A 25738-nucleotide genomic window follows, 5' to 3' on the forward strand; every position below is an offset into this window, starting at 1 on the left:
ATCCCAATCGCCACTCCCCTATTTTAATTAGCGATGTCATCAGCTATCAAAACGAACTACTTGTCTGCCTTGAATATTCTTCGCATGTAATTACTTAACATATTTTAACTTAATAACATTTTGATTCCAACCAACTCCAATGGCTTACAATATGTCTGCAACGCCCGCAGCTTTTTAACAAATTTTCAGCCTTCCGTCCACAAACCATTCCTATGTTATAAAGATGTGTTTTAAAGCAACATTATACAATTAGGATTTTTAAAAATTAAAATATAACTTTGCATCAACATCACGGAGCGCAATGCTCAAAAACATTTTAAGTAAAACAATTCGCGCCGTGGTGTTAACAAAGCTCTCAACCCAAATCAAGAGACATTTGCATTATTAGACATTTATAAATCCACTGACGTTAAGTACTATGTGTAAGCAGCGAAGGATGACCGTGAGGCCACCCTTCGTTTTTTTATTGCCACAAATTTAGGATTCGCGGATCTACATGAATGTTCCCGGCCTTCAGCGAAACATATCGAGACTTTTCACTGCATAAACCGGCATGCTAAAAATCAAATTACAATATAGGGCTCAACAGACGGCAAAGCGATTCCTGAAATTTTCTTTTGCCGTCACGGCGATTCCATTCCGAAAGCTTCAACTTGACACACTCTTTGGCATCTTCCTCGAAATTTTTTGTAAGTATTCTATTTGTCTCGGGAGAATACATGACCACATTTTCCTCAAAATTATGTTCGAGGCTACGGAAATCAAAATTGGTCGAACCGAGTGTCGAAAAATCATCGTCAACAATCAACACCTTGGCGTGGAGCATTCCGGCATCATAGAGATAGACTTTCACTCCGGCCAGCAGACATTCCTCTATATAACTATGTGAAGAATATGTCAGCACACGCGAGTCAGACCGCATAGGCATCATCACCCTGACATCGACACCTGCAAGCGCAGCACTCTCAAGCGCTTTCAACAAGCCCTCGCTTGGCAGGAAGTAAGGAGTCTGAAGCCACACGCGACGACGAGCCGATGAAATAGCCTTGTAGAATAGCAACGTCATATTCCCCCAACGGTCATTAGGCCCGGATGCAAGAACCTGAAGAGTAACATTTCTCACTCCTTCATGCCACACAGCTTTGTCAGATCCGACCGGATCACACAAAAGATCGTGGCCCATGAACTTCCAGTCAACGGCAAAATGATACTGCAAAGCCGCAACACACGGCCCGGTAATACGCGCAGCCGTGTCGCGCCATTTGCCCAATGCCCCGCCGGAAACATATCTTTCAGCAACGTTCATCCCTCCTATATATCCAACCTTGCCGTCAATGACCACTACTTTACGATGATTACGCCAGTTAAGACGGTTTACATGCGAAGGAAACGACAGACGGAAAAACGAGTGGACCTCCACTCCATTTTCTTTCATGCGCTGAAAAAAGTCGCGACGACGTGCATCAAAGGAGCCGATATAATCATAAATAACCCTTACTTTGACACCTGCGCGGGCACGTTCGATCAAAATGTCACGCAATTCTCGGCCAATGCTGTCACACGCTATGATGTAGAATTGCAGATTGATGTATTCCCGCGCATTTCGGAGGTCATCGAAAAGAGCTTTGAAATGACGCTCGCCACTGTTGAAAATCATTACGTCGTTACCCGTATAAAGGTTTGCCCCTCCTATACTGTAGGCAAGCCTGATGCGCTGACGATTTTCAACGGTCAACTGACGGTCGAGCTTCGGCAACGGCTGCGTGCCCTCGTGTTTAAGAAGTTTCCGTCGGTTACGGCGCGAAATCATACGCACGTTACGTATACTGCGACCGAATACAAAATAGAGTATCACTCCACCGACCGGGAATAACAGCAGAGCCATCACCCATCCCAACGTTTTCAATGGATTGCGGTTCTCGCTTATGACAACCACTATCACACACAGAATCATCACAACATAGCCAATCCCCAACCCCCACCAAAGGCCGGTCCAGCTCAGACTTATAAATTCACTTATAAACACGTAGTGCATAATCTTGTGTGGTTCTGTAAAGCAACCTGTAAGGTCATTTTAGGCTTGCTTGTCCGCAAAGTTAACTCATTCCACCAACTTTATCAACACAACTTTGACAAAAATCAAGAAATTATTCATAATTTCGTACTCCCTTCTCCCCATCGGCCCTATAACATTATAAATTTATAGGGCATGTCTGTACTCTCATTTTTATCAATCTCTAAACCCAGCAACAATGCACTCAGGTTTTCTCCGCATAGCCGCAACAGCGCCTACCGTACGTGTCGCTGATGTCGATTTCAACCTTTCACAAATTAAAGCCAAACTTGCCGAGCTCGATAAAATCGGCGTAGAAGTCGCCGTATTCCCGGAAATGTGTCTGACGGCCTACACCTGCGCCGATCTTTTCCATAATTCGACACTCATCAATGCTGCAAACCGTGCGCTTCTCAACCTTCGCGATTATTCACGCACACTCAATCTGCATTTTGCCGTCGGGCTGCCGGTAAGCCATGCAGGCGCACTCTATAATTGTGCGGCATTCATCCGCAACGGACGCGTAAACTTCGTGGCTAAAACCTATATACCAAACTACAATGAATTTTATGAACGCAGATGGTGGCGGCCTCTTCCTTTCGGGAAAACAGAGACCGTAGACATTCTTGACGAACAGTTCGAGATGTCGACAGGACGCATATTCAATTCGCATGGTGCAAAGGTCGGCATTGAAATCTGTGAGGATCTGTGGGTTCCCATTCCTCCGTCATCACGCCTTGCAATGGCCGGAGCGCAGGTAATCCTCAATCTGTCAGCATCTGATGACCTAATAGGCAAATACGCATACCTCCAGTCACTTTTACGACAGCAGTCGGCCCGTTGCCTGTGCGCATACGTATATGCAGGAGCCGGATGGGGCGAATCGTCGACTGACCTTACGTTTGACGGCAAAGCGATTATCGCAGAAAACGGCACTATATTAAAAGCCAACGAGCGCTGGAATCCGGCAGACAACACCTCGATTGCCGATGCTGACATCGAGGCTCTTGACCGGGACAGGCTCCACATGACAACATTTGCAGATTGTGCTGAAGCCGAATGTAACGGCATTGAAACAGAACCTGTCGCCAAGAATTCCGATACATCCGACCTCTCAGACAACCAACCCGCTCTGCTACGATATATTGATCCGCATCCGTTTGTCCCGGCAAGCGACGAAGCCAGACGCGAACGTTGTGAAGAAATAATCAACATTCAGGTAGCCGCATTGGCCAGACGTCTTGATGCCATCAATTGCAAGACACTTACCGTCGGTATTTCAGGTGGACTTGATTCAACACTTGCGCTCCTTATCGCCGCACGGACGTTTGACCGTCTCAAGCTTGACCGAAAGGGTATTATAGGCGTGACAATGCCGGGATTTGGAACGACAAACCGCACACACACCAACGCCGTGGAACTGATGGATGGTCTCGGTGTCTCTTCCCGTGAGATTTCAATCGCACCGGCCGTGATCCAACATTTCAAAGATATAGACCATGATCCGTCAGTACACGACGTGACCTACGAAAACACACAGGCCCGCCAGCGCACACTCCTGCTGATGGACATCGCCAACCAGACCGGTGGTATCGTCCTCGGCACAGGCGACCTTTCAGAACTTGCCTTAGGCTGGGCGACATATAACGGTGACCACATGTCCATGTATGGTGTAAATGCCGGAGTACCCAAAACTCTCGTCAAATACCTTGTCGGATATTTCGCCAATGAAGCTCCGAAGAATTCAACCGTACGCAGATGCCTCCTTGACATAATCGATACTCCCATCAGTCCGGAATTGATTCCCGCTGACAGCCACGGAAACATCAAACAGAGAACCGAAGACCTCGTCGGCCCCTACGAACTCCACGACTTCTTCCTTTATTATACACTCCGTTTCGGATTCACACCTGAGCGAATCTATCTTCTTGCACGTCATGCGTTCTCTAAAGAGCAGTATACCGATGAAGTAATTCGCCACTGGCTCGCCACATTCTTCCGTCGCTTCTTCAGCCAGCAATTCAAGCGCTCGTGTCTGCCGGACGGCCCTAAGGTCGGTTCAGTGTGCCTGTCGCCCCGCGGCGACTGGCGAATGCCATCCGACGCATCGTCCGCATTGTGGAGATAATATCTTAAACCAGAACACATCATGAAAAAACTCGGTCTGTTACCCCGGATATTAATAGCCATCGTCCTCGGCATAGCCATTGGATATATTTCCCCGATGTGGTTTGCCCGAATAATGGCCACCTTCAATACAATCTTTTCCCAGTTCCTCGGATTCATGATTCCGATGATAATAGTCGGATTCGTAGCTCCGGCAATCGCAGATATTGGCGGGCGGGCGGGCAAACTGCTCGTAGTCACGGCCGCAATAGCCTATATCGCGACATTCTTCGCAGGAATCCTCTCCTATCTCACAGGCACTCTGTCTTTCCCATCTCTTATCGGAGGAGAACAGGGAATGGCTCTGCTCGGTGACACCTCGAAAGTATTGCCGTTTTTCAATATCGAAATGCCTCCGCTAATGACCGTTATGACGGCACTTGTCTTTGCCTTTATGTTCGGACTTGGCATGGCATTTGTCAAAGGAACTGTACTTCGCAAAGGTTTTGACGAGCTACGTGACATCGTTTCGAAGACAATCGACACCGCAATTCTTCCGCTCCTCCCCTTCTATATCTTCGGAATTTTCCTGAACATGACCTTGGAAGGACAGGTCGAAATGATACTGAAATGTTTCGTAAAGATTATAGTTATCATCTTTATACTTCATGTATTCATTCTTGTGCTGCAATATTGCATCGCATCACTGTTCGCACGCAAAAACCCGTTTTCAATGTTGCGGACAATGCTTCCGGCATACTTCACAGCACTCGGGACACAATCGTCGGCTGCAACAATACCGGTAACGCTACGACAGGCCATCAAAATGGGAGTAAGCGAAGACATCGCAGGATTCGTAATTCCGCTATGCGCCACTATCCACATGAGCGGCAGCACTCTAAAAATAGTCGCATGCGCCCTCGCGCTTATGATCATGCACGACCAGCCACATGACTTGGGACTCTTCTGTCATTTCATCGGCATGCTCGGTATTACCATCATCGCAGCGCCCGGCATTCCCGGAGGAGCTATAATGGCATCTATAGGTCTGCTGCAATCAATTCTCGGATTCGACGAACAGATGGTAGCTCTAATGATCGCGCTCTACATTGCAATGGACAGTTTCGGAACTGCATGCAATGTCACCGGCGACGGCGCGATAGCTGCGATAATCGACCGCATCTTTACACCCAACAAGTCCATAACCGCCAACAGATAGACAATATGCCTTTAAAATCAGCATATTATGAAAATATTTAATTTTTATTGTAACTAATCAGCGATTTTTTCGTCTTATATATAGAAACGTTAACAATTAGGGCTCTCAAAAGAACGTTAAATTAACGCAAAACCATATTATAATGATGAAAAAATCGCTTATCTCTTTTCTGTTCCTTTTCTTGGGATTAGGACTTTTATCCTTGTCAGCTGAAACACGAATCGTCAACATACGCCAGCCGTTCTCGGAACTTGACGCAAGCGCCGGAGTAAAGATTGTTTACCAGCCGGGCAACCGCAACAACCCTACGGTTAAAATTTCAGGTGATTCAAAACGCATCGCGAATGTAGATGTCCGCATAAGCGGGAAGACACTTAAGATATCGCCCAAACGAGACCAACGCGGAAACCGCAACGGAAGCCAGATCAAAGGCGTTATCGTCACCGTAAACGCCCCTATGGTAAATAATATTGATGTATCATCGGGCGCATCTGTCAGATGCGATGTGCCGATTTCAATCGCTTCACGCAAAATGGAATTTGACGCGTCATCCGGAGCATCAATCTCATTTGCTGCTGTAGATTGCAGCAAGATTGAACTTGACGCATCTTCGGGCGCCGGAATCAGCATTAAGAAATTAAAAGCCAATAAGGCAGAACTCGACGTATCGTCAGGAGCAGGTATAAGCGTCAACAATGTTTCCACCGCCTCTATTGAATGCGACGCATCATCAGGCGGCTCTATCAAACTTGCAGGCATTTCTACCAAAGGTTCGTTCTCAGCCTCAAGCGGCGGCTCTATAAAAGCCTCAGGTCTTTCAGTCCGCAATTCGAAAGTAGACAAGTCAATCGGCGGCTCAATCCGCGTAAACTCACAGGATTAAAATATCCCCACAAATTAAGACAAGAGCGGGACATCCGGATTTGCAACATCAATCGGCCGGAATGTCCCGCTAATCTATACTATCCTCACAGGACTACAATCTACCTTTAAGGTAGTCAATGGCATCACGCTGTATCTTTGAGTTCATTAAGAAATTACCTCCTAAATACAGACACACAAATGTCACAGACTGCAAAAGGCATATAATCAATGGTTGCAAATCGAGATTTCCGATAAAAACACACAGTATCGAAATAAGCACTGTCTGAAAGAAATAAGGCATAATATCAAAGACATATTCTCGGAGGCCACGATTTGTAAGCCTGATGACATAATAAAGCGTCACACCCCATGTAAGGGCCGAAGCCACAAACTGGCCACAAAGCAGGTACTTCAAGCCTTCAACCGGTGAGTCCGGCGATTCCAGACCAATATAAGGGAAGACTAATGCTATAGCGACGATCGCTGCCACGTCACGAACAATTTCAGTCACGACAAGAAGTTTAGCTTTACCAAGCCCCAATATATAATTACGGTAAAGCAACATCAGCACCGTAAAAACACCCTGTCCTAGAAGAATCTGAAAAAGAATTATCGACGGATCCCATTTTGTGCCGAACAAAGTGTGGAAAACAGGACGAGCCATCAATATAAGCAGCCCCATCGCCGGGAAGAGCAGATAGGCAGTGAAACGATGAGTCTTGACACACATACGGACATAACGCTCCGGATCATCCTGCACCTTTGAAAGCAATGGGAGAAAGGATGCTGTCAGGACTTGCGAAAGTGACATGACACCCATCTTACTCCACTTGTCAGCCTGACCATAGTAGCCTAACGGCACGAGTCCGGCTTTCAGACCTATGATAAATCCCGAAATATTCTGGAACGCCGTGTTGAGAAACGATGAAAACATGACACCGCTACCGACCGCAAAACAGCTTCTGAGAGATTCTGACGAAAAGGCCCACAATGGCCTCCAGCCTCCTGTCAACCATAGTATCACTGATTTAACCGCTCCGATAGCAATTGTCTGCCACACCATAGCCCACGCACCCCAGCCGGTAACAGCAAGTCCGATACCGACAACAGAACCGGCAATCAGTCCGATCGAATTGCTGACAGCCACCATCCTGACCTCCATTCTCTTCATGAGGATGTTGGTCTGGACAATCGCACTGGCATTCAAAATGAACGAAAGAAACATCACCCTCGCCAATGGTATCAGCCTTTCGTCCCCGCCAAACAATTGCGCAATCAAAGGTGAAGCAAAAAACAAAATAATATAAAGCACTACGGCCATGCCGAGGTTAAACCACAAAACAGTCGAATAGTCGAGGCGCGTAGGCTCCTTGCGCTGAATCAGAGCTGACGAAAATCCACTGTCAATAAACAAAGAGGCAAAAGCCTGAAATACAAGAATTGCTGTCACAAGGCCGAAATCCTCCTGCGAAAGCATCCTCGCAAGCACTATGCCTGTTATGGCATAAAGCACTTGCGACGATACACGGTCAATCACATTCCACTTTATAGTGTGTGCGACAGCAACCTTCAGATTCTCTTCTTCAGTTTGGTTTTCAGCCATCTGTAATCAGAATTTCAAATCTTGTTGCTATTGACCGATGGGAAATGTCTTTATTCCGACCGAACGGTTCTTTATTTCAGGATTACCCTTATAATATACCTTCGTACTACCCGCACCCATAACAGAGAGCGACTTTATAGCCCACAGGCCAATCGAGCCTGTACCACCGGCTTTGACAGAGGCGGTCTGTGCTTCAAGTCCGTCAGCCTGAATGACTCCTGTACCCATAAAATTGAAATTCACATGCTCACATTTGCCATTCACCACCAATGTGCCGTTGCCGGTTGATATGGCGGCGTTCATTTCGGTCACAGCGACATCGTTTACAACAAGTCGGCCATTGCCAATCAGTTTTGCTGAAAATTTCGGGCCTTGTGCGATGTTCACCACCTTCACCAATGAATCGCCGGAATTCTCAACCTTTGTAAGATATGTAGAATAGACATGGACTGTGGGCAGATTGCTTGCTCCGACGTTCTCAGTCGACACCTGCATTGAGAGCTTTCCCTTTTTATTGTTGAAGATGAACGCAGAAGCCTGTGATGCCTGACAAGTGAAAACAGCCTTGCCGGCAGAATCAGGATTACACGAGTAGACAACATTAATCCCATCAACAACTTTCAGTTCATGAAATTCATTGACATTCAGCTCATACTTCACAAGATTTGCACTGTACAAACTGCCCACGAATCCGAGCAGAATTAAAAAGGAAACAAACGCTTTCATTTTATAATTTCGGTTTTGATTGATTTTATCAATTATTCAGCTTTAGATTACGGCACCGGTTCAAGCCTCCGGCTGATTTTTAACAACAATCTCCTCAACGCGTGCGAGAATCGCGAGCAAGTCTTCAAGATTTGAAGCCCGAAGCATCGCAATACGCATAGGACGGAAATTAAATATACCTTTAAATAACGGGGAAGCAGCCAGATGACGACGAATGTGAAGAATGCCACGATACTCATCAATCCTGTCGACACTTTCATGAATCTGACGGCGAAGAAACTCAAATTTTTCTTTAACACCAAGAGGTGCGTCAGAAGTCCCGTCGATATACCGCCTGATATCACTGAATATCCAAGGCGCACCGATCGACGCACGTCCGACCATTACACCATCAACTCCATAGCGGGTAAAGGCGTCACAGGCAAGCTCCGGGGTGGTTATATCTCCGTTCCCGATAACAGGAATGAAGAGACGCGGATTCTCCTTGACACGCGCAATCATTTCCCAGTCGGCAGAACCGTTATACATCTGAGACCGCGTACGGCCATGAACGGTGAGCGCTTTAATTCCACAGTCCTGCAACTGCTCGGCAAGTGTCACTATAATCTTGGATTCATGATCCCAGCCAAGTCTGGTCTTGACTGTCACCGGAAGACTGACCGCATCAACCACCGCACGTGTTATCTCAAGCATCTTGGGTATATCACGCAGCATGCCGGCGCCAGCCCCCTTTCCGGCCACCTTTTTCACCGGGCAACCGAAATTTATATCTATAATATCCGGCGAGGCTGCTTCGACAATCTTTGCAGCCTCAACCATCGGACCGACCTCACGCCCATAAATCTGTATGGCCGTAGGTCGTTCATTTGGATCAATGGCAAGCTTACGGGTGGTTGAGGGAATGTCTCGCACAAGCGCATCGGCACTGACAAACTCCGTGTAGACCATCGAAGCCCCCTGCTCTTTGCAAATCAACCGAAATGAGCGATCGGTCACATCCTCCATCGGAGCGAGCATTACAGGCCGCTCCCCTAAATCTATATCTGCTATCTTCATTGGCTATTAACGAGCTATAAGAAAAAATTGGTCATATCGTCGAGAAGACACTACAATGAATATCTACATCAATAACCGACATATCTATTTACAGGAACAAATTTAGCAAATTTTTCTCTATTATCCCCACCAGATAATATTCAAAAACCATTTATTGGTCAAAACCGCCAATATCTACGGAAAATCGCATAAAAAAAGAAGCTGGTCACTCTCAATCAGAGCAATCAGCTTAATTTTTTCTTGTCTAAGAAATTGAGACTATGCAGAGCCGAAATTATTCAGCAACAGCAGCAGAGTCAGCGGGAGCAGCTACGCTGTCAGCGGGAACTGAATCAGCAACAACTACTTCTTCTACAGCAACTTCTTCTACAACAGCAGCAGTGTCAGCGGCAGCCTTGTCAGAAGAACCGCAAGAGAAAAGTGATGCGCTGAATACAACAGCAAGTAATAAAACTAACTTTTTCATTTTTTTCTTTTTGATTAAATTATAAAACAATTTTAAGCTTCAAAAACAGCGCAAAGGTAAGACAATTTATCGACTTGGCAAACTTTTTTTAGAGTTTTTTCCGCCAAGTCGCAATTTTTAGCAAAAAAGTTCAAAATTTTGTCATCCAACAGCCCGAAATTTAACATTTATGCGTCCATGACTGATAGTTAGCCTGCATCCATATTAAATTATTCATGGAAAAGTGTTAAATTTGTCACATCTATCCAGACAACACCACTGTCAATACATACAATTAATATAAACTACACATACTTTAGTATTACCAAACTATGCTTGCCAAACGCATAATTCCATGTCTTGACGTCAAAAACGGCCGCACTGTTAAAGGAGTGAATTTTGTCGGGTTGACCGATGTGGGTGACCCGGTCGAACTCGGAGCTCGCTATGCACAAGAAGGAGCAGACGAACTTGTTTTCCTCGACATCAGCGCGTCCCTTGAAGGCCGTAACACGTTTGCACAGCTCGTCGGCCGAATAGCCGACAGGCTCAACATCCCGTTCACTGTAGGAGGAGGAATTTCGACACTCGAAGACGCGTCCCGGCTCCTCGATGCAGGGGCAGACAAAATAACTGTCAACTCAGCAGCGGTACATAACCCCAAACTGATATCTGAAATCGCGACTCGCTATGGCAGCCAGTTCGTAGTCGTAGCGATAGACGCACGGCTAACCGACGATGGCATATGGCATGTCACAACCCACGGAGGAAGCAGACTCAGCGAACGTGAACTTTTCAGTTGGGCACGGGAATCAGAGCAAATGGGCGCCGGTGAAATCATGTTTACATCAATGAACCATGACGGGACTCGTTCTGGTTATCCATGCGAAACATTCGCGCGCCTTGCCGAAGAAATCAACATTCCGATTATCGCATCAGGCGGCGCCGGTTCTGTCGGCGACATAGCCGATGTCCTTACAACAGGTAAAGCAGATGCTGCTCTTGCCGCCTCAATTTTCCATTACGGCGAAATATCAATATGTGACCTGAAGAAAGGACTTCAATCACGCGGCATTCCTGTCAGACTTCATATATAAAACAATAAAAAACTCAACTATATGACATTCGACGATTTTAATCTCGATAAATGCGCTGACGGACTCTTACCGGTCATCGTACAAGATTCCGTGACACTGCGCGTACTGATGCTGGGCTACATGAACCGTGAGGCATTTGACCTCACCTGCTCCACCGGCCACGTGACATTCTACAGCCGCACTCGCTCATGTCTGTGGACCAAAGGTGAAACCAGCGGACACTTTCTCAATGTTGTCGACATGTATTCCGACTGCGACAATGACACCTTATTAATAAAAGCCATTCCTCACGGGCCTACATGCCACAGGGGGACTGTCTCATGCTTCGACACCCCTGCAGAGGATGGTTTCATCAGATCTTTGTCGGCATTAATACAGCAACGCCATGCCGAAATGCCGGAAGACAGCTACACGACCCGTCTTTTCATAAAAGGCGTGAAAAAGATTGCCCAAAAAGTTGGAGAAGAGGCTGTGGAGTCTGTTGTAGAAGCCGTTGACGGCAACCGCGACCGATTTACATATGAAGCCTGCGACCTTATCTACCATCTGCTTGTGCTTATCGAGCAAATGGGAATCTCCCTTCCTGAACTCGAACGTGAACTGCTGAAGCGCCACAGCTAAGAAATTGGCAAAACCAAAATGAATTGTGCCAATGCAACAGCCCCGGAGTCCGACAATTTACAACGGAATTCGGGGCTGTTGTTGGCAAAAAATCACTATATTTGCAAATTATTTGACCAATCATCAAGTCGATTATCGGCCACCAATCAAGTCAACAATTAAAAGTACAATATAAATTATGCTGACAGCCAAGGAAATACGCGAATCTTTCAAAGAGTTTTTCCGCTCCAAGGGACATCATATCGTCCCCTCAGCTCCAATGGTAATCAAGGACGACCCAACACTTATGTTTACCAATGCGGGCATGAATCAATTCAAAGACATCATCTTAGGCAACAAGGCCGCCAAATATCAGCGTGTAGCCGACTCACAGAAATGTCTGCGAGTATCAGGCAAGCACAACGACCTTGAGGAAGTCGGTATGGACACCTACCACCATACCATGTTCGAAATGCTCGGCAACTGGTCATTTGGCGACTACTTCAAAAAAGAAGCCATCGACTGGGCTTGGGAATACCTCGTGGATGTTCTCGGCCTTGACCCGGAACGCCTTTATGCAACGGTATTTGAAGGTGCTCCCGACGAAGGTCTCACACGTGACGACGAAGCCGCCTCATATTGGGAAAAACATCTCCCCGCATCACATATAATAAACGGCAACAAACACGACAACTTCTGGGAAATGGGCGATACCGGCCCTTGCGGTCCTTGCTCGGAAATCCATATCGACCTCCGCAGCGACGAAGAGCGTGAGAAAATCGACGGTGCAAGTCTCGTCAACAAGGACAATCCCCTTGTAATTGAAATCTGGAATCTCGTATTCATGCAGTTCAACCGCAAGGCTGACGGCTCACTTGAACCGCTGCCGGCAAAGGTGATTGACACCGGAATGGGATTCGAACGTCTCTGCATGGCGCTTCAAGGTAAAAAATCGAACTACGACACCGACGTGTTCACACCGCTCATCGGCCGCATAGCCGAACTTTCAGGTAAAGAATACGGCAAGGATGCCAAAGTCGACGTTGCAATGCGAGTGATTGCCGACCATGTCCGCACCATATCGTTCTCAATCGCCGACAGCCAGCTTCCCGGCAACGCCAAAGCCGGCTACGTGATCCGCCGAATCCTTCGCCGTGCCGTGCGCTATGCCTACACCTTCCTCGATCAGAAACAGGCATTCATGTACAAACTTGTTAATACCCTCATCGACTCAATGGGCGAGGCATATCCTGAAATAGCAGCCCAGCGAGAACTGATCATGAAGGTTATAAAGGAAGAAGAAGACTCCTTCCTCCGTACTCTTGACAAAGGCATCGCTATCCTCGATGAAGCAATCAAGAATGCCAAGAAAGAAGGCAAGAACGAAATTTCAGGTAAAGAAGCCTTCGTCCTTTACGACACCTACGGATTCCCCCTTGACCTCACGGAGCTTATCCTCAAGGAAAACGGCATGACCCTCGACAAAAAAGGGTTTGACACAGAAATGGACGCCCAGAAGACCCGCGCACGTAACGCGGCAGCTGTAGAAACCACCGACTGGGTAAACGTGAGCGAAGGCGAGACTGAATTTGTAGGCTATGATTCGACATCCTGTCCGACACGTATACTCCGCTACCGCAAGGTTTCACAAAAGAACAAGGAATTCTATCAGATTGTACTTTCGACCACACCGTTCTATGCAGAAATGGGTGGTCAGGTCGGAGACAGCGGATGGCTTATAGACGGCGATGAGAAAATCGAAATCTACGACACAAAGCGCGAGAACGGCCAGGCCGTGCATCTGAGCAAAAAACTTCCGTCAAACGTGGAAGCCGAATTTATCGCACAAATCAATGAAGCCAACCGTCGCGCTACCGAGTGCAACCACACAGCCACACACCTGCTTCACGCTGCTCTGCGAGAGGTTCTTGGAACTCATGTGGAGCAAAAAGGCTCATACGTTTCACCCGGAATGCTCCGCTTCGACTTCTCCCACTTCCAGAAAGTGACACCCGAAGAACTCCGCAAAGCCGAGCATATCGCCAACGCAAATGTGCGCAAGGCAATCGCACTTGACGAACATCGCCACATGCCAATCGCCGAAGCTCTCGACATGGGCGCAATGGCACTCTTCGGCGAGAAATACGGCGAAGATGTCCGCGTTGTACGCTATGGTGATTCAGTCGAGCTATGCGGTGGCACACACGTGCCCAATACCGGCAACATCGGAACAATACGTATTATCTCTGAATCGAGCATTGCTGCCGGAATACGCCGTATCGAGGCTGTGACAGCCGAGGTTGCAGAAAACCTCGTAGACCAGCTTTCGGACGACATGCGCAGTATCGGAGAACTCCTTCATAACGCACCCGACATACTTCAGGCCCTTCGCAAATCAATAGAAGAGAACACAGAGCTCCGCAAACAGGCTGAAGAATACATGCAGGAGAGAATCCGCAACATAGCTCGCGAAACTCTCGAAAAGGCCGAGACTGTAAATGGAATAAAACTTGCATCCCTCACCGGCATACGCGTTCCCGAAGTTGTCAAAGGCGTGGCATTCGGCATACGTCAGATGTCACCAGAAATGACCGCATTCGTTGCCGCTACTGTCGATATGGCGGGCAAGCCACTGCTCACCGTCGCCCTTACCGACGATCTCGTGAAAGAAGGCCACAACGCATCTGCAATTGTCCGCGAAGCAGCCAAAGCCATTAAAGGCGGAGGTGGCGGTCAGCCCGGATTCGCACAGGCAGGCGGCAAGGACAAAGACGGCATTGCAACCGCATTCCAATCACTGAACAACGCTTTTAGAAAATAAAAGACGGACTTACCAACAAGCGTTCTACGTAAGTTACAACACTGATTCCGGATTTCTTCAACACCGAGGAAATCCGGATTTTTTTATTACACCGTCCTAATACACTTGCGATGACTCCATTTCCAAACTGAATAACAGGAATAAATAAACTCTCACAAACAAAATTGCACAAATAAAAAACGTTGCCTCAGAGAATCCGAGGCAACGCCGTTTTTAGGTTTGTAAGATGATTGAAAGTATCTGCGTTTTTCTTTCAGCACCTACACTATATTACATAAAATTAGATTACTTTTTCTTACCGGCCTTCTTGCCTTTCTTAAATGAATCGACATTATAGCCAAGATCCTCCATTTCAAGTGACGCCCAGATAAACGGACCTACGCCTTTAGCGTCATTGTCGCGTATAGGTTCGCTAAGATAGTAGGCATAAGAGCCATCGCGACGCTTATTTTCCTTAACCTTGGGAGCAGCCTTAAGCACAGCATCACTGATACCCGGGCCAAGACCTGCCACTACACAGCAGTCGGTAAGCGAGATTGTCCCGTCGGGGTTTTCCTTGATAAAGTTGTCGACGATACCTTCGTATGCCTTGATACCGGCCTCACGATATTTGGCATCTTTAACCCATCCCTTGCGGGCGGCTTTAAGAAGAGAGTAGGCAAACATCGATGTGCATGTCGATTCAAGATAGTTGCCTTCACGTTCGGGTGAATCCATAACCTGATACCAAGTTCCTGTTTTCGGATCCTGCCACTTTATGATATTGTCAAATGTCCGTGTAAGCAAATCAATGACTTCTCCACGACGCTCATAGTCTTCAGGAAGTACGTCAAGGAGTTCGACAAGAGCCATTGTGTACCAACCCTGAGCACGACCCCAGCAATGCTGCGACAAGCCGGTCTCATTATCGCTCCAGAACATTTCACGGCTCTCGTCCCATGCGTGACGGTTAAGACCTGTTTTAGAGTCAAATGTACGGTCATATGTACTCTTCACCTGTTCTACGGCATCGTCATAAATCGGCTTAGCCAACTCCGGCGTATAGATTGTAGAAGCTGTGAGCACTCTGTAAGGAAGCCCCATGAAAATACCATCAAGCCAAACCTGATAAGCATATATCGCCTTGTGCCAGTAAACGCCTTCTTTTGTACGCGGCTGTTCGTCGAGCTGACGCATGAGGGTGTTCATCGCCTTGAGATTCTTGTTTTCCGGGAAGTGCTGATACATACGAGTCACAAAGTGACCGGTTCGCACATTATCGAGATTATAGTCAAGAAGTTTATATCCACGGATCACACCATCAGGCGAAATCATAGTGTCTGTATACTGAATACAGTAATCCTTGATGTCATCTCCACCATATTTAAGATAAGTGTCGAGCATTGACTCAAGCTCGATTCCCATCACATAGCTCCATTTCGGGCGATTGGAAAAATCGAGCATATAGCTCTCGGGTACTCGCTGCATTTCGGAGCGGGTCAGCCACTCGGAATAGTGCTTGGGGGTTTCGGAAGCTTTCTTTGCGGGGGCTGTTGCGGCGAATGCAGAGCCAACTGTGGCCAATAGCACGCCTGCAAGCATTAGCTTTAACTTTTTCATTACAGGATTTGGATAAGATGATATTGTATTTAAGATACCACAAAATTACGAAGAAATGTCGTAACTGCCAAATTTACTATTGAATGAGCCATTTGTATTATAGAAATTTAAGTATTATCTTTGTATTAGACGATATAGATAAACATCATTTTTCACATCTCAGAAATCCATGAAACTAAAACATCTTTTTGTAGTTGGCATGCTGTTTGTGACACCATCGCCGGCATCCGCCCAACTACTTCCATATCAGAACCCTTCACTTTCCGCAGAGGAGCGAGCCGAAGACCTGTGTAAGCGTCTTACACTTGAAGAAAAATCGCTCCTTATGATGAACTCGTCGCCTGCAATCGAACGACTCGGCATTCCGGCCTTCGACTGGTGGAGCGAAGCCCTCCACGGTGTAGGCCGAAACGGACTTGCAACAGTGTTCCCTTCTTGTATCGGAATGGCAGCTTCATTTGACGATGATCTGATTGAAGAAGTCTTCACTGCGGTGAGCGACGAAGCACGCGCAAAAAATACTTTGGCCCGCAAGGAGGGGAAAGTCGGAAAATACAAATGTCTGTCATTTTGGACTCCAAATATTAATGTATTCCGTGACCCGCGATGGGGACGCGGACAGGAAACTTATGGGGAAGATCCCTATATGAACGGACGGATGGGTCTCCGCGTTGTCAAAGGGCTGCAAGGCGACGGCAGTGACAAATACTATAAGCTTCACGCATGCGCCAAACATTATGCAGTCCACAGCGGTCCTGAAAAGACCCGTCATCGCTTTGATATCGAAAACCTGCCTGCCCGCGAACTATGGGAAACATATCTGCCGGCATTTAAGATGCTCGTTCAGGATGGAAACGTCCAGCAAGTCATGTGTGCCTATCAGCGATTCGAAGGCTCTCCGTGTTGCGGATCGGACAAGCTGCTCAATTCAATCCTGCGTTACAAATGGGGATTTGACGGACTTGTGGTCAGCGACTGCGGAGCTATCGGCGATTTCTATCGCGAAGGACGCCATGAGGTGTCGAATGACGCCAAAGCGGCATCAGCCCTCGGTGTGCTCAGCGGGACAGACGTCGAATGTGGCGGAGTGTACAAAAATCTACCCGGTGCGGTGAAACGTGGCGACATCAAAGAGTCAGATATCGATGTCAGCGTCAAACGGCTTCTGAAAGGACGTTTTGAACTCGGAGACTTCGACCCCGACTCACTCGTTTCGTGGACATCGATTCCTATGAGTGTCGTAAGTTCAAAAAAACATCGCGATCTTGCCCGTGAAATGGGACGCGAACAAATGGTGCTTTTGAAAAACAACGGTATACTTCCTCTTTCACCTGAGGCAAAAAACATCATGGTAATGGGACCTAACGCTACAGACTCCACCATGATGTGGGGCATCTATTACGGACAGCCAGGCCATACCGTGACAATTCTCGAAGGGCTGAATGCAAGGACAGGCCGCCAGCTTCCCTACAACAGGGCATGCGCGATAACACAGATGACATACCGCGAAAGCGTCTTTCAGAACATCACCGATTCCAAAGGACGGCAAGGCATGGAAGCCGCATACTGGAACAATACAACCATGACCGGTGAGCCAGCCGCAACCACAAACTACACTTCAACCATCCAGCTTGACAACGGCGGAAACACAGTGTTCGCTCCCGGTGTCAACCTCACCAACTTCACCACCCGAATCAAAGGGACATACGTCGCCGACCGTGACGAAACTCTCAATATGATTTACAACAATGATGACGGACTTCGCATAATCATAAACGGTGACACCGTACATGAACGATGGAAAACCGACCCCTTAATTTCCGCGAACGTGAGTTTAAGGTGAAAAAAGGCCAGAAATACGATATCGAGGTCAATTACATGCAGCTTGAAGATGATGCAACTCTCAATTTTGACATCCTCCGCACCCGTCAGGTCACTCCGGCTGATGCAGTAGCAGCCGCAAAAGATGCTGACACAATCATTTTTGTCGGAGGTATCTCTCCTGCCTACGAACGTGAAGAGGCAAAAGTCAGGGAACCGGGATTTGATGATGGCGACCGCACATCAATCGAGCTTCCCGCTCCTCAGCGAGAAATCCTGCGTGCGCTCCACGAAGCCGGCAAGAAAATCGTCTTTATCAACTGCAGCGGCAGTGCAGTAGCTCTAACTCCCGAAAATGAAATCTGCGATGCGATTCTACAGGCATGGTATCCCGGCGAGCAGGGCGGCCATGCAGTAGCCGATGTTATTTTCGGTGACTATAATCCTTCGGGCAAACTTCCTGTCACTTTCTACAAGGATGATTCGCAACTCCCGGCCTTTGATGACTATCTGATGGCCGGCCGCACCTACCGTTATCTGAAACAGGCGCCTCTCTACCAGTTCGGCCACGGACTAAGCTACACCACATTTGACATTTCAAAGCCCAAATATAACAATGACAAGGTTACAGTACGTGTGAAAAACACCGGCAAACGTGCAGGCACTGAAATCGTACAGGTATACATGCGTCGGCCTGCCGATACAGCCGGTCCGAACAAGACCCTCAGAGGCTATGCACGTGTCGACCTCACTCCCGGAGAGACAAAGGTTGTCGAGATTGATTTCCCGCAAAATCTCTTTGAGAACTGGGACGAAGCGACACAGGAAATGCGTGTCGTTCCCGGTGAGTACGAACTTATGGTCGGTTCGTCAAGCGCAGATAAAGACTTAAAGACAGTCAAGGTCAAAATCTAAGCGACAAGCACAAGGACAATAAAACCGAACGACAAATTTCTTGATTCCGCTATTCAGGCTGACAAGAAATCTGCCGTTCGGTTTTATATGGTCAAATGCAAAGTTACATTAGACTATGAAATTGTAATCTCAACAGGACAGTGGTCCGAGCCGAGAATATCAGCCCGGATATTGGCATCTTTAAGTCTGTGAGCTAAACGTTCGCTCACAAGAAAATAGTCAATACGCCACCCGACATTCTTCTCACGCGCCCTTGCACGATAGCTCCACCATGTATATGCATCCTCCAAATCCGGATGGACAGCCCTGAACGTATCAACGAAGCCTTGGGCAAGCAATTTGGTAAATTCGCCACGCTCTTCATCTGTAAAACCGGCATTCCGACGGTTGGTCTTCGGATTTTTCAGATCAATCTCCTTGTGGGCAACGTTCATGTCACCACAGATTATCACAGGCTTCCTTGCGTCAAGCGTTGCAATATATTTACGGAAAGCTTCTTCCCACACCATTCTATATGGCAGTCGCGCAAGCTCGCCTTGAGAATTGGGGGTGTAGACATTCACAAGATAATAGCCTCCCATATTCAGTGTGATCACACGACCTTCATGATCATGCTCGTCAACACCTATGCCATAGGTGACAGCCACCGGCTCATGGCGTGTATATATCGCCGTACCAGAATATCCTTTTCGGTCAGCAAGATTCCAATACGAACGATAGCCTTCAAATTCAAGTTCCAGTGCACCGGGGCTCAGCTTGGTCTCCTGAATACAGACGAAATCAGCGTCAAACGATGCGAAAATCTCATTGAAACCCTTCGCACAAACTGCCCGGAGGCCATTGACATTCCAAGATATAAATTTCACAAGAATTATTACAATTTAAGTAAAATATTATTATTCAATAAATTAAATCAGCCAATTTTGTTTATTGGCATACAAAGATAGCTATTTGCATGTTTTTTTCATTATTTTCTGTAACTATTCTAATTCTTTTGCGTCTAATTAGATGTAAAGAGTTCCAAATTACGACACAATTTCTTTGGTCGCTCTAAAACACAGTCAGATTTCACGATTCAATAATTATGATAATAAGCCTAAAAGACATCAACAAGTCTTATCCCGGAGTAGTCCCCCTGCATGTACTAAAGGATATCAACCTCACTATCGACAAAGGAGAACTGGTTTCAATCATGGGTGCATCCGGCTCTGGAAAATCCACCCTTCTCAACATACTCGGTATCCTCGACAACTATGATTCCGGGGAATATTATCTCGATGGTGTGCTGATTAAGAACCTGAGCGAAAACAAAGCCGCCGACCTGCGCAACTACATGATAGGGTTCGTGTTCCAGTCGTTCAACCTCATCAGCTATAAGAATGCTCTCGAAAACGTGGCCCTGCCGCTTTTTTATCGCGGAGTTTCCCGACGCCAACGCAACAAACTCGCAATGGAACAGCTCGAACGCATGGGCATGGGAGACCGCGCCACCCATCTGCCGAGCGAGTTGTCAGGAGGACAGAAACAACGTGTGGCTATCGCACGTGCTCTCATCACAAACCCGTCAATAATTCTTGCCGACGAACCTACAGGAGCGCTTGACTCCAAGACATCCAAAGAAGTGATGCAGGTGTTCCGCGACCTCAATGCCGATGGGATGACGATTGTCATCGTCACCCATGACCCCGGGGTTGGCGAACAGACAAACCGCATAATCCGCATCGCCGACGGACGCATCATTTAACCCATCTGAAAACTGAAGAAGAAAATCTCACCTCAATTTTCTCTGTCGATAAAATTATCCAAATGTTTGATCTTGCAAGTGAAATAATGGCAACCCTGCGCAACAACAAACTGCGCACCGCTCTGACAGGATTCGCCGTGTCATGGGGAATTTTTCTCCTGATAGTGCTGCTCAGCGTCTCGCGTGGGCTTGTCAACGGAATGGAATCAATGTTCGCCCAACGCGACACCGAAACTGTGTCGATTCGCGGCGGCTACGCACAGAAAGCGTTCAAAGGTCTTAAGGAAAACAGACGCATACGACTGAAGGATTCCGACATGGACGTGCTTGAATCGCAGAATGCGAATGTCATAGCCGACGTTGCCGCACAGATTTCCAATGACTCCGCAAAAGTCACAAGCTCCAAGGATTATCTGACCGGAGGCTACCGTGGAGTATACCCGACCGAACAACGGAACAGCGGTCTTAACATCGTGAATGGACGTTTCATAAATCAGAACGACATCAATCAGCGCCGACGTGTGGCGGTCATCAACGAAGAATCGGCCAAGACATTGTTTGGCGAAAAAGAGCCTGTCGGCCAGCTGGTCGAAATCTGCGACCTGTCATTCACTGTCGTCGGGACATACAAACAGGAATGGCGGCGCGATGTCTACATCCCATACTCCACGGCACGTTCGATGAGCGGCGGGTCTGACCGAGTGAACAATATAACTGTCAAACTCAAAAATGTCAGGACTCTCGAAGAAAGCGATGATGCAGAAACCAGCTTCCGTTCCACTCTCGGCCGCCTTCATTCCTTTGCCGAAGATGACAGAGGTTCACTCTGGATATGGAACAGATTTTCGGATTATATGCGCTCGTCGTCAGCTATGGGGGCGATCGGGATGGCAGTCTGGGTCATAGGACTGCTGACCATGCTTTCGGGAATCGTCGGTGTGAGCAACATTATGTTTGTTTCCGTGCGCGAACGTACACATGAAATCGGAGTCCGCCGTGCGATCGGTGCAAAACCACGCAGCATCCTGAAACAAATCATACTCGAAAGCGTAGCTATAACCACGCTGTTCGGCTATGTAGGCATTGTCCTTGGCGTTCTTTTATCGCAGGGCATAGCCATGCTGACAGAATCCGGAGGAGACCGCTCCCCTATCAAAGACCCGACCGTCGACATTGCGATAGCAATTCAGGTAACGCTGGTGCTTATCATCGCGGGAGCTCTTGCCGGGCTCTTCCCTGCCATGAAATCGCTTAAAATCAAACCTGTCGAAGCACTCCGCGACGAGTAGGCAAAGTAGTACCACATCCATTTGTTCAGAAGATGAAAAATCCAATATTTGACATAGAAAACTGGCGCGAGATAGGCACTACACTTGCCCAAAACAAGACGCGTACATTCATGACCGCATTTGGTATTTTCTGGGGAACTGCCATCCTTGCGATGCTTATCGGAGGATCAAAAGGTCTGAAGAGTTTCATGAGTAGAAATTTTGAAGGATTCGCAACCAATGTCGCGATAGTATTTCCCGGACGCACGACAAAACCATACGCAGGCTTCAACAAAGGCATGGAGCTTGAACTAAACTTGCAGGATATTATAAACATACGCCGAGCGATACCTGAGATAGAAAATTCATCTGCTGTCAACAACCTGTGGGCAAATGCTCTTTACGGGCAAAAGAGTTCCAACGCCATGCTCACAGGCGTAGAAAGCGGTTATGACAAAATTTTTGTCCCGGTAATGTATGAAGGCCGCTTCATAAACGAAGCTGACAACACCCGCTCACGCAAGGTATGTGTGGTCGGGAAAAAAGTGGCTGATGAAATTTTCGGCACAGAATCAGGTCTTGGAAAAGAAATATCACTCAACGGCATATATTATAAGGTCGTAGGTATCGCCGGCCAGACGTCTGAAATAAGCATGGGAGCGGAGCTTGATGAATCGGTCATAATCCCTTACAATTCGATGCGTGCCAACTATAACCTCGGGACAAAAGTCGGAATGTTCATGATGACTCTCAAAAGCGGATATGCCCCCGGTGATTATGAAAATACCGTAAGAAGGCTTATTGCCCGAAACCATCCTGTAGCTCCTGACGATGAAGGAGCAATGTATTTCTTCGATGTGTCGGAACAATTCAAAATGGTCGACAATATATTTCTCGGTATCACTCTTCTTGCCCTCGTGGTGGGTGCCGGCACTCTTTTGTCGGGAATCATCGGTGTCGGAAACATCATGTGGATCATCGTCCGTGAACGTACTCACGAAATCGGCATCCGACGTGCTATCGGCGCAAAACCTCGCGACATAATTACACAGATACTCTCGGAGAGTATGGTGCTGACCACAATCGCCGGAGTGGCGGGAATCTGTTTTGCCATCATTCTGCTTGCCATAGCCGAGCATGCTTTTGCCGACGAACGTGGTATCATCGCATTTCAGCTCTCGTTCATGCAGGCGGTCTACATCCTTGTCACATTCCTTGTGCTTGGCACCGCAGCAGGACTTATCCCCGCTATCAAGGCCATGAAAATAAAGCCGATTGAAGCTCTCAACGACAAGTAATTCGGAATCAAAATGTTACAACTTTAATTGCGATAATAACAAACATAATCATATCAGAACAATGAAGAAGTTTTTGCGGATTTTTATGTGGTGTCTGATCGCCGCAATATTTATCGGTACATTCGTTTACCTTTTCGTCAAATCACAGCCTGACAAGGAAAAATTCGAGCTTGTCAGCCCATCGACAGGAACAATCGAGCGTAACACAGTGCTCACCGGCAAAATCGAGCCACGCGATGAAATCGAAATCAAGCCACAGGTGTCAGGTATCATCTCCGAAATCAATGTCGAGGAAGGCGATATGGTTCAGGCCGGCGACATTGTAGCCAAAATCAAGATTGTGCCCGACGAAGGACAGCTTTCATCGGCTCTTTCAAGAGTAAAGACAGCGAAAATCAATCTTGAGGATGCACGCGTGAAACATGACCGCAACAAACTCCTCTACGATAAAAAGGTCATCAGCCGCGAGGAATTTGAAAATACATCAACAACCTTGTCGCAGGCTAAAGCTGAACTCGAAGCAGCCGAAGATGCCTACTCAATCGTAAAGGAAGGTGTATCGAAAACAAACGCGAAGGAAAGCAACACTCTGGTGCGCGCCACCATCACAGGACTTGTACTCGATGTCCCTGTAAAAGTCGGAAGTTCGGTCATTCAGGCGAACACGATGAACGACGGTACGACCGTTGCGACCGTTGCAGACATGAACAATCTCATATTCGAAGGCAAAGTCGACGAGACCGAAGTCGGACTTCTGTCTGTCGGTCAGCCGATGGAAATATCAATCGGAGCGCTGCCTGACCTGAAACTCGATGCCGTCATAGAGCTTATCGCCCGAAAGGTGTAGAAACCAACGGAGCAAATACTTTTGAAATCAAGGCGGCAATAAATGTTCCTTCCGGCGACAAACTTCGTGCCGGCTACAGCGCAAATGCGACAGTAAACCTGAGCAAAGCTGAAAATGTGCTTACCATTCCTGAAAGCGTAATCGAATGGAAAGGCGACAGCACTTTCGTATATGTAATGACCGACAGTCTGCCAGAACAGAAATTCGAACGCACAGCAATATCGACAGGAACATCTGACGGCATCAATATTCAAGTCAACAGTGGTATCGACAAGAATGCAAAACTACGTGGCGCATCAGTAAAAAAATAACGACAACTTAATATTTCGACGATGAAACGCATCATATATTCCCTCCTCCTTACGGTCGGGATATCACAGACAGTGATGGCTGACGCATGGAGTCTTGACAGCTGCGTGAACTACGCACTCAGCCACAATCTCAATATCAAAAATGCAGAAATCAGCCGAATGCAAAGCGAACTGTCTGTCACGGAAGCCAAGGACGGATTTCTACCACAGCTTTCAGCCGGAGCAGGCCAGAACTGGAGCTTCGGCCGAGGTCTCACATCGGCCAACACCTATGCCAATCGCAACACCTCGTCATTTTCATGGAACGTACAGATGTCGCTGCCGATATTTCAGGGTCTACGCAACATCCGCCAGCTACGTTACGCCCAATCAAGCCTCAGCATGGCTGAAATGCAGGCAGAAGCCTCACGCGACGAAGTTCGTCTGAGCGTCATCACCTCCTATCTGCAAGTCCTTTTCAACAAAGAGATTCTTGAAGTTAGCCGCGAGCAGCTCCGTCTGTCAAACGTCCAGCTCGAACGCCAGCGGGCATTGCTTGAAGGCGGCAAAGTCCCAGAAGTAGACGTAATCCAAGCCAAGGCACAGGTGGCTCAGAATGAAGTGCAGGTGGTCAATTCCGAAAACGACTATACGACCTCGATTATCGAGCTCGCCAAGCTTCTTGAGCTTGACAATCTCGCAGGATTCGACGTAATGCCTATCGACGATGACACAATGGCGCTCCTAAACGCCGAGGAGGTATATCGCAACGCTCTTTCCAATTATCCGGCTATTTCGGCCGCACGTCAGGCTATCAAAGTGGCCGATGACGGTATTACATTGGCAAAAAGCGGTTATCTCCCTACGCTTAGTTTCAATGCCGGACTCGGAAGCAGTTACTATACGGTTTCAGGTGACGATACCAAGAAGTTCAGCTCTCAGATGAGAGATAATTTCTCTAAAAATCTTGGATTTTCGCTCAATATTCCGATTTTCGATGCCTTTTCGACACGCAATCAGATCCGTCAGGCAAAAGTCAGAAAACTTTCAGCTCAAATCCAGCTCGAACAGCAGCAAAGCGAACTGCACCGCGCCATCCGTCTTGCCTATCAACAGGCTGTAGGTGCAGAGAAAAAATATGAAGCAGGAAAAATTGCTGTCGACGCTTCAAAAGCAGCCCTTGACGCAATGACCGAAAAATATACCTATGGCAAAGCAAACGCAACCGAATGGGAACAGACCCAATCAGACTACATAACCACTCTTGCCCAACAGGTTCAGGCCAAATATGAGCTTATACTCAGAAACAAAGTACTACAGTTCTATAACAGGCAATAGCATTTGGCAATTAAACATGGCAACGGCT

At 47.4% G+C, this 25738-nt stretch carries 17 protein-coding genes and 2 pseudogenes; 12 read left to right on the forward strand and 7 right to left on the reverse strand.

What is annotated here, in order from left to right:
• Positions 1 to 568: 568 nt before the first annotated feature.
• Positions 569 to 2035: a cardiolipin synthase gene (gene cls, locus E7747_RS14340; protein ID WP_123615212.1), complete on the reverse strand. Its 1467-nt coding sequence runs from the start codon at positions 2033 to 2035 to the stop codon at positions 569 to 571.
• A gap of 217 nt (positions 2036 to 2252) precedes the next feature.
• Here cls and E7747_RS14345 point away from each other — a divergent pair, with 217 nt between their 5' ends.
• The 3 genes from E7747_RS14345 (at position 2253) to E7747_RS14355 (ending at position 6261) form a co-directional block, all read left to right on the forward strand.
• On the forward strand, positions 2253 to 4181 hold the full coding sequence (locus tag E7747_RS14345) for an NAD(+) synthase (protein ID WP_136416689.1): 1929 nt from the start codon (positions 2253 to 2255) through the stop codon (positions 4179 to 4181).
• A 21-nt stretch (positions 4182 to 4202) separates the two neighbouring features.
• The gene (locus tag E7747_RS14350; RefSeq protein ID WP_136416691.1) at positions 4203 to 5378 is read left to right on the forward strand and encodes a dicarboxylate/amino acid:cation symporter; all 1176 of its coding nucleotides are present in this window, start codon (positions 4203 to 4205) and stop codon (positions 5376 to 5378) included.
• Between the two features lie 202 nt (positions 5379 to 5580).
• On the forward strand, positions 5581 to 6261 hold the full coding sequence (locus E7747_RS14355) for a GIN domain-containing protein (protein ID WP_168185362.1): 681 nt from the start codon (positions 5581 to 5583) through the stop codon (positions 6259 to 6261).
• 93 nt (positions 6262 to 6354) lie between these two features.
• Here E7747_RS14355 and E7747_RS14360 read toward each other — a convergent pair whose 3' ends face one another.
• The 4 genes from E7747_RS14360 to E7747_RS14375 all read right to left on the reverse strand — a co-directional run bounded on the left by E7747_RS14360 (position 6355) and on the right by E7747_RS14375 (position 10093).
• Positions 6355 to 7845 (reverse strand): lipopolysaccharide biosynthesis protein, encoded by a 1491-nt coding sequence (locus E7747_RS14360; RefSeq protein ID WP_136416695.1) that lies wholly within the window; start codon positions 7843 to 7845, stop codon positions 6355 to 6357.
• A gap of 27 nt (positions 7846 to 7872) precedes the next feature.
• Positions 7873 to 8571 (reverse strand): GIN domain-containing protein, encoded by a 699-nt coding sequence (locus E7747_RS14365; protein ID WP_123615217.1) that lies wholly within the window; start codon positions 8569 to 8571, stop codon positions 7873 to 7875.
• 60 nt (positions 8572 to 8631) lie between these two features.
• Positions 8632 to 9627: a tRNA dihydrouridine synthase DusB gene (gene dusB / locus E7747_RS14370; RefSeq protein WP_136416697.1), complete on the reverse strand. Its 996-nt coding sequence runs from the start codon at positions 9625 to 9627 to the stop codon at positions 8632 to 8634.
• A gap of 274 nt (positions 9628 to 9901) precedes the next feature.
• Positions 9902 to 10093: an entericidin gene (locus E7747_RS14375; protein WP_136416699.1), complete on the reverse strand. Its 192-nt coding sequence runs from the start codon at positions 10091 to 10093 to the stop codon at positions 9902 to 9904.
• A gap of 311 nt (positions 10094 to 10404) precedes the next feature.
• Between E7747_RS14375 and hisF the strand changes: the two genes are divergently transcribed.
• The 3 genes from hisF to alaS all read left to right on the forward strand — a co-directional run bounded on the left by hisF (position 10405) and on the right by alaS (position 14590).
• Positions 10405 to 11169 carry an imidazole glycerol phosphate synthase subunit HisF gene (gene hisF, locus E7747_RS14380; RefSeq protein WP_123615220.1) on the forward strand — a complete coding sequence of 255 codons (765 nt, stop codon included), beginning with the start codon at positions 10405 to 10407 and terminating at the stop codon, positions 11167 to 11169.
• Between the two features lie 21 nt (positions 11170 to 11190).
• Positions 11191 to 11790 (forward strand): bifunctional phosphoribosyl-AMP cyclohydrolase/phosphoribosyl-ATP diphosphatase HisIE, encoded by a 600-nt coding sequence (gene hisIE, locus E7747_RS14385; RefSeq protein ID WP_136416700.1) that lies wholly within the window; start codon positions 11191 to 11193, stop codon positions 11788 to 11790.
• 178 nt (positions 11791 to 11968) lie between these two features.
• A complete protein-coding gene (gene alaS, locus E7747_RS14390; protein ID WP_136416702.1) occupies positions 11969 to 14590 on the forward strand; it encodes an alanine--tRNA ligase in 2622 nt (873 codons plus the stop codon).
• A 285-nt stretch (positions 14591 to 14875) separates the two neighbouring features.
• Here alaS and E7747_RS14395 read toward each other — a convergent pair whose 3' ends face one another.
• Entirely contained in the window at positions 14876 to 16189 is a 1314-nt protein-coding gene (locus E7747_RS14395; RefSeq protein ID WP_136416704.1) for a glycoside hydrolase family 88/105 protein, read from the reverse strand.
• A gap of 169 nt (positions 16190 to 16358) precedes the next feature.
• Between E7747_RS14395 and xyl3A the strand changes: the two are divergent.
• Positions 16359 to 18925: pseudogene (gene xyl3A, locus E7747_RS14400) on the forward strand (xylan 1,4-beta-xylosidase).
• A gap of 113 nt (positions 18926 to 19038) precedes the next feature.
• Here the strand turns inward: xyl3A and E7747_RS14405 are convergent.
• Complete coding sequence (locus E7747_RS14405) at positions 19039 to 19791, reverse strand: exodeoxyribonuclease III (RefSeq protein ID WP_136416706.1); 753 nt, start codon at positions 19789 to 19791, stop codon at positions 19039 to 19041.
• Positions 19792 to 20012: 221 nt separating this feature from the next.
• Here E7747_RS14405 and E7747_RS14410 point away from each other — a divergent pair, with 221 nt between their 5' ends.
• The 5 genes and pseudogenes from E7747_RS14410 (at position 20013) to E7747_RS14430 (ending at position 25710) form a co-directional block, all read left to right on the forward strand.
• Positions 20013 to 20669 (forward strand): ABC transporter ATP-binding protein, encoded by a 657-nt coding sequence (locus tag E7747_RS14410; RefSeq protein ID WP_123615275.1) that lies wholly within the window; start codon positions 20013 to 20015, stop codon positions 20667 to 20669.
• Positions 20670 to 20731: 62 nt separating this feature from the next.
• Entirely contained in the window at positions 20732 to 21958 is a 1227-nt protein-coding gene (locus E7747_RS14415; protein WP_136416708.1) for an ABC transporter permease, read from the forward strand.
• Between the two features lie 32 nt (positions 21959 to 21990).
• Positions 21991 to 23235: an ABC transporter permease gene (locus E7747_RS14420; protein WP_136416710.1), complete on the forward strand. Its 1245-nt coding sequence runs from the start codon at positions 21991 to 21993 to the stop codon at positions 23233 to 23235.
• Between the two features lie 61 nt (positions 23236 to 23296).
• Positions 23297 to 24393: pseudogene (locus E7747_RS14425) on the forward strand (efflux RND transporter periplasmic adaptor subunit).
• Between the two features lie 21 nt (positions 24394 to 24414).
• Positions 24415 to 25710: a TolC family protein gene (locus E7747_RS14430; protein WP_136416712.1), complete on the forward strand. Its 1296-nt coding sequence runs from the start codon at positions 24415 to 24417 to the stop codon at positions 25708 to 25710.
• Positions 25711 to 25738: the final 28 nt, after the last annotated feature.

The sequence above is a fragment of the Duncaniella dubosii genome (genome assembly GCF_004803915.1).
In the GTDB taxonomy this organism is placed as follows: domain Bacteria; phylum Bacteroidota; class Bacteroidia; order Bacteroidales; family Muribaculaceae; genus Duncaniella; species Duncaniella dubosii.